11 protein-coding genes are annotated in these 14,991 nt (G+C 35.6%); all 11 read left to right on the top strand.

Going from position 1 to position 14,991, the window contains the following annotated elements; translation table 11 throughout:
- Nucleotides 1-87: 87 nt before the first annotated feature.
- The 11 genes from A8L32_RS15215 (at nt 88) to A8L32_RS15165 (ending at nt 14,962) form a co-directional block, all read left to right on the top strand.
- Nucleotides 88-1,707 (top strand): S8 family serine peptidase, encoded by a 1,620-nt coding sequence (locus A8L32_RS15215; RefSeq protein ID WP_083631364.1) that lies wholly within the window; start codon nt 88-90, stop codon nt 1,705-1,707.
- Between the two features lie 3 nt (nt 1,708-1,710).
- A complete protein-coding gene (gene xseA, locus A8L32_RS15210; protein WP_066631635.1) occupies nt 1,711-3,078 on the top strand; it encodes an exodeoxyribonuclease VII large subunit in 1,368 nt (455 codons plus the stop codon).
- A gap of 8 nt (nt 3,079-3,086) precedes the next feature.
- Complete coding sequence (locus tag A8L32_RS15205) at nt 3,087-3,482, top strand: ACT domain-containing protein (protein WP_066631633.1); 396 nt, start codon at nt 3,087-3,089, stop codon at nt 3,480-3,482.
- Between the two features lie 201 nt (nt 3,483-3,683).
- Complete coding sequence (locus A8L32_RS15200; protein WP_066631631.1) at nt 3,684-5,516, top strand: B12-binding domain-containing radical SAM protein; 1,833 nt, start codon at nt 3,684-3,686, stop codon at nt 5,514-5,516.
- Nucleotides 5,517-5,699: 183 nt separating this feature from the next.
- Nucleotides 5,700-6,716, top strand: coding sequence for an MAC/perforin domain-containing protein (locus tag A8L32_RS15195; protein ID WP_066631629.1), 1,017 nt, complete (start codon nt 5,700-5,702; stop codon nt 6,714-6,716).
- Between the two features lie 203 nt (nt 6,717-6,919).
- Nucleotides 6,920-7,720 carry a pseudouridine synthase gene (locus tag A8L32_RS15190; RefSeq protein ID WP_066631627.1) on the top strand — a complete coding sequence of 267 codons (801 nt, stop codon included), beginning with the start codon at nt 6,920-6,922 and terminating at the stop codon, nt 7,718-7,720.
- A gap of 148 nt (nt 7,721-7,868) precedes the next feature.
- Nucleotides 7,869-9,260 carry a phosphoglucosamine mutase gene (glmM, locus tag A8L32_RS15185; protein WP_066631625.1) on the top strand — a complete coding sequence of 464 codons (1,392 nt, stop codon included), beginning with the start codon at nt 7,869-7,871 and terminating at the stop codon, nt 9,258-9,260.
- 244 nt (nt 9,261-9,504) lie between these two features.
- Nucleotides 9,505-10,839 (top strand): efflux RND transporter periplasmic adaptor subunit, encoded by a 1,335-nt coding sequence (locus A8L32_RS15180; RefSeq protein ID WP_066631623.1) that lies wholly within the window; start codon nt 9,505-9,507, stop codon nt 10,837-10,839.
- A gap of 5 nt (nt 10,840-10,844) precedes the next feature.
- On the top strand, nt 10,845-12,203 hold the full coding sequence (locus A8L32_RS15175; RefSeq protein ID WP_066631621.1) for an ABC transporter permease: 1,359 nt from the start codon (nt 10,845-10,847) through the stop codon (nt 12,201-12,203).
- A 2-nt stretch (nt 12,204-12,205) separates the two neighbouring features.
- The gene (locus A8L32_RS15170) at nt 12,206-13,708 is read left to right on the top strand and encodes a TolC family protein (RefSeq protein ID WP_066631620.1); all 1,503 of its coding nucleotides are present in this window, start codon (nt 12,206-12,208) and stop codon (nt 13,706-13,708) included.
- A gap of 6 nt (nt 13,709-13,714) precedes the next feature.
- Nucleotides 13,715-14,962, top strand: coding sequence for an efflux RND transporter periplasmic adaptor subunit (locus A8L32_RS15165; RefSeq protein ID WP_066631619.1), 1,248 nt, complete (start codon nt 13,715-13,717; stop codon nt 14,960-14,962).
- The last annotated feature ends 29 nt before the right edge of the window (nt 14,963-14,991 follow it).

Raw genomic sequence — 14,991 nt, 5'->3', positions numbered from 1 at the left:
TTGCAGTTAATAATTAGAAATCAACAATCGTTAGTAAATAGTTAATAGTGGGCAGTTTTCTGTAAATGGGATTAATGAATTCATTTTATGATGAAGAAAATACATATAATATTCATTTTATGCATGGTATTATCGCCCTCCATAGCACAAAAATACTTTGTGTCATTCTCCGATAAAAACAATAACAACTATACTCTTACTGCCCCAGAAGATTTTTTAAGTGATCGCGCTATTGACAGAAGAAATAAACAATCCATCGTTATAACAGAACATGATTTGCCTGTTACTACATTATATTCAGACAGCATAAACAAGTTGGACGGTGCTGTGCTATGGTCTTCAAAATGGCTGAATGGCATTATTTTTGAATCTTCCAATCAGGAATTAATGGATACCCTAGCACGTGTTTCATTTGTAGATGAGGCGAAGTTAATTTGGGTAGAGCCAACAAAGCCAGGTATTCAAAAGTTTACTGAACCCATTGTTCCTATACAAAACTCTTCTTTAAAATATACGAGTATATATGGTACGGCTTGGAATCAAACAAAAACCTTAAGAGGGCATAATCTACACAAAAATAATTTTGAAGGACAAGGTATGGTAATTGCCGTGTTGGATGCTGGATTTAAAAATGCAGATGATTTGTCTTCGTTTACACATTTGTGGGATGCTAATAGAATATTAAGTACAAGAGATATTGTGGATGTCAATAGTGACTTTTATGCGCAGAATGATCATGGCTCTATGGTTCTGTCTACAATGGGAGGTTTTATTGATGGAGCGTTTAAAGGAGCTGCGCCACAGGCTTCGTATCATTTAGTTCGAACTGAAGATGGAGCATCGGAATATCCAATTGAAGAGTATAATTGGGTAATTGGTGCTGAATACGCCGACAGTATTGGAGCTGATATTATTAATTCGTCCTTGGGGTATTATTTTTTCGATGGCGACTTTAAAGATTATATTTACGAAGATATGGATGGGCAAAGCACCATTGTTGTTCAAGGTGCAGAGGCCGCATTTTCAAAAGGTATGGTTGTGGTTAATAGCGCTGGAAATGAAGGCCGAAATTCTTGGGGTAAAATTATTTCGCCGGCAGATGGAGAGCATGTTTTAGCCGTTGGTGCCATGAAACCAGATAGCATAATGGCCGACTTTAGTAGTTATGGTTATTCGTTTGATGGAAGAGTGAAACCTGATGTAACAGCCATAGGACAAGGAGTAGCTTTGCAATTGACTGATGGTAGTTTAGGTTATAGTAATGGTACGAGTTTTTCGTCGCCCATTATTGCGGGGTTTACCGCCTGCTTGTGGCAAGCATTTCCTGATTTAACAAATGTAGAAATAATAGACCTTGTAAAAGAGAATAGTCATTTGTTTAACGAGCCCAACAACTCATACGGTTATGGAATTCCAAACTTCCAAGAAGCGTTAGGAATAGATAGTTCTATAGGCGATATTACTAAAGAAGAGTTCCGAATCTATCCAAATCCATTTATCAACGAATTGTACTTGCAAAGTAAAAGTGGAATTCAAATGCTAGAACAAGTGAGCATTTTTGATTTGACAGGAAAGGCCGTTTATCAGCAAAATAACCTGGTGTTGCCAGCCACTATTAATGGTCTGACTAATTTACCCAAAGGGATTTACCTGATTCAGATAAAAAGCATTCAAGGAATTTTCACCCAACGTATCATAAAAAAATAACTGATGTCAGATACTTCTCTATCTCTTTTGCAGCTCAACCAAAAAGTCAAAGAAACGATACATGCGGAGTTTGCAGATACTTATTGGGTGGTAGCTGAAATAAGTGAGATTAGAGAGGTGCGAAATGGGCATTGTTACATTGAGCTGATTGAAAAAAACGAAAGTACCGAACAAATAGTAGCTAAATCTCGTGCTAATATTTGGGCATATACTTATCGCGTTATAAAACCTTATTTTTTGTCGGCCACAGGTCAGAGTCTGGAGTCGGGCATGAAGGTGATGTTACGAGTGAGCATCGATTTTCAGGAAGTATATGGGTTTAGTTTAAATGTAAGAGATATTGATCCGACCTATACATTGGGCGATATGGCGCAAAAAAAGCAAGCCATACTAAATAAATTGAGCGAGGAAGGTGTAATTGATATGAACAAGGAATTACAGGTTTCCTTGGTTCCACAAAAAATTGCTGTCATTTCATCGCCAACTGCTGCAGGATACGAGGATTTTTGTAATCAGTTAAATAATAATGCGGCAAGATATAAGTTCTACACCAAGCTTTTCTCTGCCATTATGCAAGGTGACAAAACCGAAGAATCGGTGATTGCTGCTTTGGATAGAATATATGAGTACGAGGAAGTATTTGATGTGGTGGTGATTATTCGTGGAGGAGGTTCTACATCCGATTTAATGTGTTTTGATAATTACTGGATTGCCTATAATATAGCCCAGTTTCCCTTGCCGGTATTTTCTGGTATTGGTCATGAACGTGACGAAACGGTGGTGGATTATGTAGCGCATACTCGCCTAAAAACACCAACAGCTGTGGCCGAACATTTAATAGAGCTGGTAGCTGAATTCGATAATAGATTAAGCTTTTGCAAAGATGCTGTAATTGCCAATACAAGAGATATAATTGCAGAGAGTAGAGCTGCTTTTGATATGGCTTCCGGTCGTTTTAAACCCTTGGTGAATAATGCCTTGTTGGTGCAAAAAAATAAAATGGATAAGCTAATTAGGAGCCTGGGTAATTCATCCGATCGTTTTTTAGAATCACGAAAGAACAGACTTCGATTGGCTACGCAGAATTTAAAGAACTTTTCGGAACGCTCTATCCGTTATCAGCAAAACGACTTAGAGAGAATTCCTGCCCGATTAGCAACTAGAGTCAATCATCTTTTGTCTCATCAGCAATCGCAGTTAAACCTTCTTGAGAAGACCAACGACCTTTTAAATCCTGAAAATATTCTTAAAAAAGGCTATTCAATTACTTACCTTAACGGGAAAGCGGTTAAAGATACCAAAGCGATAAAATCAGGCGATGTTATTACTACTAGGTTAAGCGATGGTGAAGTAAATAGTACAGTTAATTAATTTAAGCTATGGCCGGAGAAACCAATTTACAAGAGTTGATTAAAAATATGAGTCCTAAATTGCACAAAGGGGATTATGTTTTTACTACCGTAAAAGATATTCGTCATATAAATAGGAATGACACTATTTGTGAATTTAACGAAGATGAAGGTACAACCATAGTAATTGAACAAAAGAAGGCCGACGAGCTCAATTTACCGTACGAATATATTGCTTCTTGGATTACGCTCGAAATTCATTCCTCCTTGGATGCGGTTGGACTAACTGCAGCATTTTCTGCTGAACTTGCCAAGTATAACATAAGTTGTAATGTAATTGCCGGCTATTATCACGATCATATTTTTGTAGATAAAAACGATGCAGCAAAGGCGGTGGGAGTGTTGAAGGCAATGAGTAAGGAATAATATAGCTTTATTTCTGTAATGGTTCAATATAAGCATTAAATTCTATAAAACAGACTTTTGTCAAAACGATGCATAGCAACACTTCTGATTGTTGAGGTGGTGTGAATAAGTAGCATGTTTTAAAGTGATTTTTATAATCACCAGATTAATTCCCTACTTTTGTAGTCGCTTTAAATTTAAGCCTGTTTTCACAATAACAATATGATACTACTTAACTGTCTTCCTCCGGCTGATATTAAAACGCCATCCATATCACTTTCTATCTTAAAAAAGTTTATGAGTCAAAATGGGGTAGAAGCCGAAGTAAAGTATTGGAATTTTCTGCTATCACCTATGTTGGAGTTTGATGATAGCGAAGATACAGAAGTCAGGTTGCTGTTGTTCTTATCTATTTTAAATGATAGAAATAAGAGCGAGAAAGGAAATAAGCGTATTTTATCTTTTCTTCAAAAGCTGCAGCCTGAATATAAAACACATGGTTCTCATTATTATGCCGAATTTTTAGAAAGTGCCAAGGCCGAGATTTTGCAGACCATGGAAGAAGAACTTCAGAAATTTGATTTTAGCGATATTAAAATATTTGGCATAACAGCGAAGTATAATCAGTGGATTCCAGGCATGTTATTGGCGGAATATGTAAAAGAGCTTGCACCGCATGTAAAAGTATTGGTAGGTGGTTTTTGTAATGGTAATGTGGCGCAAGAAGCCATGAAGGTGTGCCCTCATTTTGATATGGCAACTTGGGGCGAGGGTGAATATCCGCTGTTAAAGTTGCATGAGGAGTTAAAGAATGACCAACCTGATTTATCATCAGTCCCTCGTTTTATGTTTCGAGAAGGTGGTGAGATAATAAAGTCCAATACCAATAAAAGTGATTACCTCGATTTTCAACATTATCCATTTCCTGATTATAGCGATTATATCAATAGCTTTCCAAATCCGGATGAGATGGACGAAGTGAGTATTCCTATTAATACCATGCGTTCGTGTAGTTGGGGTAAGTGTAAATTCTGCGATTTTAACCAAGGTTATCGCCTTAGAATGCGAACGCCAGAGAGTGTTGTGGAGGAGATAGCCCATATCAATCAGCAATATGGCTTACGTACTTTCTCGTTTGTAGATAGCGATACTTTTGGCAACCTAGACCATTTTAATCGACTCCTGGACTTAATTATTGAGTTAAAATTATCTACATCCGAAGATTTGGAGTTTTGGTCAGAAATTATTCCTAATACAGAGCTAACATCAGAAATGATTGAGCGCATGGCTATTGCCGGATTTAAAAATATATTTATTGGTTACGATGGTTTATCGGATTCCATGTTGGCCAAAATGAATAAGCGAAATAACTTTTCTAACAACCTGTTTTTTGTAAAAGAGAGCCTAAAAAATGGTATTTATCCCTATGTAAATGTAATCAAACATATTGTTGATGAAACCGAAGATGATGTGCAGGAGTGTATCAGTAATCTTCATTATACACGATTCTTTTATAACGATGCAGTTGTATCCTTTTTGCATAATTACGTTAATCTGGTATTGTCGTCCATGAGTAAGTATTATCGTTTAATCGATGAAAAGGAACGTAAGCATTACGATTATGATGTGATGACTTATTTGCTGCCAGATTTTTTTACAGAAGACGAAAATCGTTTTCATCTTTTCAGGTATGAAAAAAATATTCCTACGAATAATAAAGAGTGGGATAAGTTGCTTGAGATTGAGGATTATTATAAGGAGAATTGCTTTACGTATAAAGTTCAGGAGCATGCGGGTGTTGTGTATTATACAGAGTATTGCAATAACGAGGAAATTGAAAATATTGTTTTTGAAGAACCAGAGTATGGGGCAGTGCTTAAAGCAGCTCAGCACAAGGTGCTAACTTTTGAAGAGCTTCAGCATAAGGAAACGATTACTGCATTAAATATGAATTCAGACCGATTAAAAGAAATAATGAGTCATCTCAAACAAGCTCATATCCTATATTATAATCAGGAATTTTCTAATGTGGTTTCGTTGATTAATCTTTCATAATTATTACAAAGTGTGTTATTATGTGTTTTTTTCAAATATAATTATATGATTATTAAAATTAGGTACTATTTTTGTTGGTATCTAAAGGAAGTTACATATAAGAGCCACAGTAATGTGTTTTTTATTATTCGATGTAGCTCGTTTGAAAAAAATATTTTTAACAAACTCTAATTAATTTAAATTATGAATTTCAATTCGAAAATTTTCTACTTTTTAATAATCACAATCTGCATATTAGCTTGTGATAAAGATGAACTTCAAAAATCAATTGATAAACCAGATGTAGAAGAGCCTAAGAGTGTTTTAACACAGTTAAATTATCCATCTGGTAAGGGGAGTTCTGGTGATATGTCAACAGGTGTTTTGGGGTATGGATATGATTGTACAGGTTTATGTGATACATTATCTGTTAGAAACAAAGTTTTTGACCTAAAAGAGAATTATATCATGATAGCCTGGCCATTTTCAAGTCATATTGGTGTATCAGTTAGCGGGTATGGTTGTAATAATGTATATGAAATTATAGAGAGCGAAAGTCCGTGGGGTGATTGGGTTGATTATCAAGATACTTTAGCGCTGGCAGCACATATCAAATCTTTATTAAACTATGGGTTAAATGAAAACTTTGTTGCCGATAGCTGTGGATATGCATATTTCTCTACAGAAAGAGTTTTTAAGCGTTATCGCTATTATCTTTGGAGGGATGAAACAAAAGAGCAAGTGACGGATGAATGTAAAAAAGATTTTAAAGAGTTGAATATTGAAGAAATAGTGGAAAAATATGGCACGCATGCTATAAAAGAAGCTTGTGCTGGCTCGCGATGGGAAATTCTTTATAAATGTAATTCTTATTCTACGAAAGGAATGTTATATAAGCGAATGAAGGAATATTTTGGATTTGTTCCATTTACTATTGCTCACTCAAACAAAATCTATAAAATTCCCGATGAGGAGGAATTGATTTTTAATGCAATAGGTACTAAAAATAACTCATTTGGGATTTTAAATATTACCAATAACAATGCAGATAGTATCCATATAGATATATATAACGCAAAACACGACGAAACAACATATCAATTGATGAAGATAGGAGAAGAAGGTTTGATTCCTCTATATAAGTTTTTTGATGCTTCAGAAAAACAGCAAGAATTAAAGGAATACATAGATAATATTGTTGAGACTAACAGTCTGCTTTGATATTTTGATTATTAAATAGGTAGTTAGATTTTTCTATTTAATCTAATTTTTTGAAAAAAATATTTAAAACAAGCTCATATCTTATATTGCAATCAATAGTTCTCCTATTTGGTTTCATTAATTCAACTATAGGTTTATTTCAACTCATTATTCTTCTGTAAACTCAAATTTATTTATGACCTTTGCACAAATTTTACAAGAACATGGCTGAGAGACATTTTAGAGATAAAAGAAAAGCAAATAAGAATAAAGAAGAGCTAGGAGGTAAGACTCAATCATCTTCGCCAAAGGAAGAAATCAGATTAAATAAATTCATTGCCAACGCAGGAGTTTGTAGCCGTCGCGAAGCTGATAAGTTAATTGCTGAGGGTTTAATTCAAGTAAATGATGAGGTAATAATCTCGGTAGGTACAAAAGTTAAACTAAGCGATAAGGTGGTTTACGAAGGGAGAGAACTGAATGCTGAGAAACTGGTTTATGTTCTCTTGAACAAACCCAAAAATTTTGTAACCACATTAAGCGATCCACATGCTACGCATAAAGTTATTGATTTGGTAAAGCATGCTTGTACGGAAAGAATTTACCCCGTTGGTCGTTTAGATAAAATGACAACAGGTGTGTTGCTACTAACAAATGATGGCGATTTAGCTAAGCAGCTGACTCATCCAAGTCACGAACATCGTAAAATATATCATGCTTTCTTAGATAAAGAAATTACGCAGGAAGATTTAGATAAAATTGCAGAAGGATTTGAGTTAGAAGATGGCTTTATTAAGTCGGATAAAATAAGCTTGGTACAAGGAAATGCTATGGAGGTAGGTATTGAAATACACTCGGGTAAAAACCGTATTGTACGTCGAATATTTGCCCACTTAGGCTATGAGGTTGTCAAGCTTGATAGAGTTTATTTCTCGGGACTAACCAAAAAGGATGTTCCTCGTGGAAAATGGAGAATGCTTACAAAGAAAGAAGTCACTTTCTTAAAAGCAGGAATTATGAAATAAGTTCTTATTTGTCAGGAGTGGGAGAAAAAACTATGTATCGGAATCGTTTATCAGATAAAACGGGAATGCTATAAAGTTTTATATTTAGCTCCTATATTATTTTACATCTTTGCAACAAATAAGAAATCAATCAAATAATTATAAAACTATGACCTTAATAAAATCCATTTCAGGAATTAGAGGTACTATTGGAGGAAATCCAGGAGAGGGTTTGAGTCCTTTAGATATTGTAAAATTTACAGCAGCATATGCCGTTTGGGCTAAGGAAAATGCTGGAAAAGATAAAATAACTGTGGTGGTTGGTAGAGATGCTCGTATCTCAGGACCCATGGTGGATAAAATTGTTGTGGGAACTTTGATGGGTTCTGGAGTAGATGTTATTAATCTAGGTCTTTCAACTACTCCAACAACAGAGTTGGCTGTAGCGATGGAAAAGGCCGATGGTGGAATTATTCTTACAGCAAGTCATAATCCAAAACAATGGAATGCACTTAAGTTACTAAACAATAAAGGGGAGTTTTTAAGTGCTGCTGATGGTGAGAAAATATTAGAAATTGCCGATTCGGAGCAATTCTCATTTACTGAGGTAGATGATTTGGGAACAGTTAAAGAGGATGATAGTTATCTTCAAAAGCATATTGACCATGTTTGTGCATTAGAGTTGGTGGATGTGGACGCTATAAAAGCAGCTAATTTTACCGTGGCTTTAGATTGTGTAAATTCAACTGGAGGAACACATTTACCACCTTTATTAAAAGCTTTAGGTGTCGATAATGTGATTGAATTATATTGCGAACCTAATGGGGAGTTTCCGCATAACCCAGAACCACTTCCTGAAAACTTAACTGAAATATCAGCTTTAATTAAAGATAAAAAGGCGGATGTTGGATTTGTGGTTGACCCAGATGTAGATCGTTTGGCCATTGTTAACGAGGACGGAACTATGTTTGGCGAGGAGTATACCTTAGTCGCTGTTTCCGATTATGTGTTAGGTCAAACCAAAGGGAATACCGTTTCTAACCTTTCTTCGACAAGAGCTTTGCGCGATGTAACCGAAAAGAACGGAGGAAGCTATGCAGCAGCTGCCGTTGGTGAAGTGAATGTGGTGAATAAGATGAAGGAAACCAATGCTGTTATTGGTGGCGAAGGTAATGGTGGAATCATCTATCCAGCTTCTCATTATGGTAGAGATGCTTTAGTAGGTATTGGATTATTCCTTACACAATTGGCCAAGTCAGGTAAAACGTGCTCAGAGTTACGAGCTACATTTCCTGAGTATTTTATTTCAAAAAATAAAATTGAATTAACACCAGAATTAGATGTTGATAAGATTTTATTGGATATGAAAGCCAAGTATAGCCACGAAAATGTGAATGATATTGATGGTGTTAAAATTGATTTTCCTGATCGTTGGGTTCATCTAAGAAAATCGAATACAGAACCTATCATTAGAATATACTCTGAAGCTCCTACAGATAAAGAAGCTGATGATTTAGCACAAAAAATAATTGCGGATATAAAAGAAATAGCTGGAATATAATCTAGCTTAATTTTTTAAATAAAAAGCGCCCTATGATTCTTATTCATAGTGGCGCTTTTTTTATGTTAGTAAATGAAATAAATATCATACAATTATTATAATTATGTTGTAAGAATAATTTTTTCTCGGTTAAGGGCGTTATATTAGTGGTGTGGTACTACAAATACTTTCGATTGAGTGATGTGTAGGCACTATTTTTGTAATGAAAAGCACTTATCCCTAGAATTATAAAGGCTAAAATCTAATGAGGAAAAATACAAAACTAATCAGGTTAACTATTGCAATTGCTTCTGTGATAGTAATCATCATTATCTATCAAGTATTTAAACCTAATGCTTACACTGAATCCACAATAATAACTAAAGTAAACAAGGGCGAATTTAAGTCTTTGGTGTATAGTACAGGTCAGCTACAAGCCGAAAATTCGGTTTCTATTAATGTCCCCAACGAATTGGGTTCTCGCCATATTAATATATACGAAATAAAAGTTTCTAAACTGATTGAAGAAGGAACTGTGGTAGATTCTGGCGATTATGTAGCCTCTTTAGATCATAGTGCTGTGGAAGAAAAAATGAGCGACGCTTTGACTTCTCTTACTGAACGATTAGAATCTTACGAAGATGCTAAAATTGATACCAACATTAATTTAAGTAACCTGAGAGATAATTTAGTAAGTGCAAAAATTGATGTTGAAGAAAAGGATTTGGTACTGAAGCAGTCAATTTACGAGTCGCCTTCTGTTATTCGACAAGCTACTTTAGATTTGGATAAAGCTAAGCGAAAACTAGATCAGGAACGTAGAAATTACGACCTTAAGAAAAAGCAGGATGTTATAAAGGTAAATAGGGCATATAAAACAGTTGAGAAAGTTCAGGAACGAATTAAGGATATTGAGGATCTGTTTGAAGCTATTGATATTAAAGCTCCCGCTCCAGGAATGTTAATTTATAGTTTCGACAGAACGGGTAATAAAATTAGGGTAGGAAGCATGGTAAACCGCTGGGATCCTAAAATTGCTGAGCTTCCAGATTTAACTTCTATGATTTCAAAAACCTTTATTAATGAGGTTGATATTAGTAAAATACAAGTAGGCCAGATGGTTAAGGTTGGTGTTGATGCCTTCCCTGAAAAAGAATTTGATGGAGAAGTGATTGAAGTGGCCAATATTGGTCAGGTTATTCCTGGAGGTGATTCAAAAGTTTTTGAGGTTTCTATTAAAGTAAATGGCTATGATAAAGACCTAAGGCCAGCTATGACTACGGTGAACGAAATTACCACCAATACATTAAGTGATGTGTTGTATATTCCTTTGGAGGCTGTCTTTCAGAATGATTCTTTGTCGTATGTATATCTAGAAGATAAACCGGATAGAAAACAAATAGTGAAGATAGGAGCGGAGAATGAAAATCATGTGGTGATAGAGGATGGATTAAAATCAGGACAAGTCGTATTGATGAATGAACCTGTTAGCGAATCGGAAGTGCCTTATGCTGGTGTAGAAATTTATGAGCAAATGATAAAGCAAGATTCTCTTGATGTTGCTGGAGCAGATTCATTATCATTAACCTCCAATCTGTAATAGATATGCACGATTTAAAACAACTTTATAGGCGGTATATCCATAATGTGATTATTGCTATTGAAGCCATCATGGCCAATACCGTTAAGTCTTTGTTAACCGCATTAGGTATCATGTTTGGAGTGGCCGCTGTTATTAGTATGTTGGCCATAGGTAAAGGTGCTCAGCAAGAAGTTTTAGAGCAAATTAAACTGGTTGGAGTTAATAATATTATTGTAACACCAGTAGAGAAGGCTATTGATGGAGAAAGTAGTGGTGGTGAAGAGGATGAGGATCAGAAAGGAAAAAGAAAATCGAAAGGCCTAACGTTGCAAGATGCTTATTCCATTATGGATGCCATCCCGTCGGTAGCTAAAGTGAGCCCAGTAATTAGCATGAACTATTATGCGGTTAAAAGTGGCAAGAGCTACCCCATTTTATTGGAAGGAGTTTCTTCTGATTATTTTTCGCTTTTAAATATTACCATTGATCAGGGTAAAACCTTTAGTAAAGAACAAGATGAAAAAGGTTTGCCCGTTTGTATTATTGGTGATAATGTAAAAAATAAGTTTTTTAATCAGGATAACCCTATTGGTAAATATATTAAAGTAGGTGAAAATTGGCTTCAGGTAATTGGAGTCGCTGAAAAAAGAGATTTTACCACCTCTGCATCTGACGAAATGGGTATTAGTTCTTCTGATAATAAAGTATTTATTCCTTCAAAATCATTGTTGATTCGATATAAAGATCGCTCACGAATTAACCCAGCCGATTTAGAAAGAATGAGTAGGGGAGGGCATCGAGGTAGGACAGAAGAGGTAGTAAAGACTGTCATTCAAAATCAACTAGATAAAATTGTAGTTCAGGTGGAAGAAACTGAACAATTAAGCGTTACGGCAGATGTCATCAAGCGAATGCTAATGCGTCGCCATTCCAATATTTACGATTTTCAGGTAACAGTGCCTGAGTTATTATTAAAGCAGCAGCAAAAAACCAACGACATCTTTAATATAGTTCTTGGAGCAATTGCTGGTATCTCTTTATTGGTAGGAGGTATTGGAATTATGAATATTATGCTTGCCTCGGTTTGGGAGCGCATACGCGAGATTGGAACTCGTCAGGCTATTGGTGCTTCTCGCAAGGATATTATTGTGCAATTTTTATCTGAATCTACCTTAATAAGTATAGGTGGAGGATTAATCGGTATTATCATTGGTGTGAGTATGGCTTACGTTATTGAGATGGCTGCTGACATTAAAACCATCGTATCCTTTTGGTCGGTGTTTATTGCTTTTGGAGTGTCGGCTACTGTAGGTGTGGTGTTTGGTTACATCCCAGCTCGAAGAGCAGCTTCTCAAGACCCTGTAGAATCTTTAAGACATTAAAAATGAAGATAAAAATCAAACAATTAACGCTATCCCTTTTTGTACTTTTTAGTGCTTTTCAGTTTGCGTATGCTCAAAAGGAAGAGGTGACTTTAAACCTCACCCTCGACCAGGCTATTGATGTAGCCTATACGCAATCGATATTTAGCTTTAGGCAGAAAAACATGTACTTGGCCAGGTATTGGCAGTTTAGAAGTTATAAGGCAGCTAAGTTGCCATTATTTGGATTGACCTCAACCCCAGTAAATTATCAACGCTCCATTGTGTCTCGTTATAATCAAGATACCAACGAGGATGAATTTGTGCCAACAGAAAGGTTGATTTCGGATGCCTCCTTAAATGTCACTCAGAATATTACAGCAACAGGTGGTAGAATAACTGCATCAACCGATCTGCAACGAATCCAAAACTTAGAATCGGGTAACCTATCATACTATTCAACACCAATTACCATTGGTATTACGCAACCTTTAAATGGTTATAACCAGTTTAAATGGCAATCACGAATTGAACCATTAAAGTTTGAACAGGCTAAACGAGAATACTTGCAGAGTCTGCAGGAGTTGGGGATGAGAACTACCAATGCATTTTTTAATGTGCTTAAAGCCGAAATAAATTACAGTATTTCGGAAACAAATGTATCGAATGCCGATACCTTATATAGAATTGGAAAAGGAAGGTTTGAAATTGGTACGGTTACACAGGATGAATTATTGGATTTAGAGCTGAGTTATTTAAATTCAAATATGTCCTTGTCTAGATCTAAAATTGATTTATACCAGGCACGTGTATCATTAAATTCTTTTTTAGGATTTGAAGATAATGTGCTTATTAAGTGCACTGTACCCAATAAAATACCTGCTTTAAAAATAGATGCAGACAAAGCCTTAGATCAGGCATTTATTAATAATCCCGATTTAATAAAGTATGAACAGCAATTGATTGAAGCTAACCGCGAAATAGCGCAGGCTAGAACAGAGAATGGGATTAATGCTAGTGTTTATGGTAATTATGGATATAATAAGAGTTCAAATGAATTGAATGATGTATATAAAATACCTTTTGGAGATGAGCAGAACCTACGCTTATCTCTTTCTGTACCTATTATAGATTGGGGATTAAGAAGAGGTAAGATACAAATGGCCAGATCGGAAAAAGAGGTAACTGAGGCAGAAGTAAGGCAAGCTAAAATTGACTTTGAGCAAGATGTTTTTATTCGTATTATGGAGTTTAATATGCAAGAGGAGCAAGTTAGAATTGCTGCAAAGGCAGACACTACAGCTTTGATGGGATATGAAGTGACAAAACAACGGTTTTTAATTGATAAAGTAGATGTTATTAAACTAAATGCTGCACGTAATTCGTTGGATGCTGCAAAGAGAAATTATATTCAGAGTATTCAGGAATATTGGTACAGTTATTTTAATATTCGTAGGATTACTTTATTCGATTTTGAAAGTAATGAGAGTTTAATAGAAGAATTGGATGATCTTTTACAGAAATAAAACACGATGATTAAAATAAATAAAATACCCAAAGTATATGGCTTTGCAGGCCTGGGAGTACTTGTGTTAATCATTGCTTTTGTGTTTTGGCCAAGCACGCTAACCTACGATACTGCCGAAGTAGAATCTATTCCTTTTAATATGGAAGTGATTGGAGAAGGGGAAGTACAGGCTTTAAAGTATGAGCAAATATTAATTCCCGAATTATTGAAGCGAAGAGAATTACGTATTTGGGATGTGAAAATTACCAATCTTATTGGTGAAGGGACTAAGGTTAAAAAGGGTGATTTTGTGGCTAGTCTCGACCCTTCTGGAGTGGAGGATAGAATTAGAAAGAGTCTGGAAAAGATTGATGAGTATGAAAATACTTTGGAGTCTGCCATTTTGGATAGTACCATTGTTTTAATGGAAAAGAGGGAAGACATTGTTAATACCTTGGATAATCTGGAAGAATGCAAAATTAGAGTAGAACAATCAAAGTATGAGTCGAGGGCAACGCAGCGCCAAGCCAATATTGCTCTTGAAAAAGCACAGTTAGATATCAATACTAAAAAAAGAAATTACGAAAAGGAAACACAAAGACAAAAGGTTAAAATTTCAAGAGCAAATAAAAGGTTAAATAGCGAGCGCGAGGTTCAGGGATTACTACAAGCCTTAAAAAAACAGTTAAGAGTGGTTTCACCTTCGTCGGGTATGGTGGTGTATGGTAAGAGCTGGAGAGGTAATAAAATAAAGGTGAATGACCATGTAGGCCCTTGGATGCCTTTGATTGCTACTATTCCTGATTTAAATTCCTTAGTCTCGGAAGTTATTGTGAAGGAAATTGATATCGCCAAAGTGCAAATAGGCCAAAAAGTAAGAATAGTGATTGATGCTTTTCCTGATGATCTTTTTGATGGGGAAATTAAAAATATAGCCAACATTGGTCAGCCTATAAAAGGAGCTGGGATGAATGGTTTTAAGGTGATTGTAGAATTAGAGACCAAGGGGAAAAAGATTTTGCCTAGTATGACTACCACAAATAATATTGTAATAGCCAGTTTCGAAAAAGAATTAGTGGTGCCTCGTATGGCCGTTTTTACCGAAGGAGATACGCAAATCGTATTTAAGAAAAAGGGTACTTCGGTGGTAAAACAAGTGATACAGACGGGTGGTGAAAATGAAACTCACATCCGTATTGTAAGTGGATTACAGAATGGTGATCAGGTATTGTTATCTCGCCCGAAATCATTTCAGGAAGAAACACTTATGTAGTCAACTTTTTACCCTATTTGTTGTTTGAT

It is taken from the genome of Labilibacter marinus, from assembly GCF_001659685.2.
In the GTDB taxonomy this organism is placed as follows: Bacteria; Bacteroidota; Bacteroidia; order Bacteroidales; family Marinilabiliaceae; genus Saccharicrinis; species Saccharicrinis marinus.
This window is presented reverse-complemented; position numbering and strand designations above follow the sequence as displayed.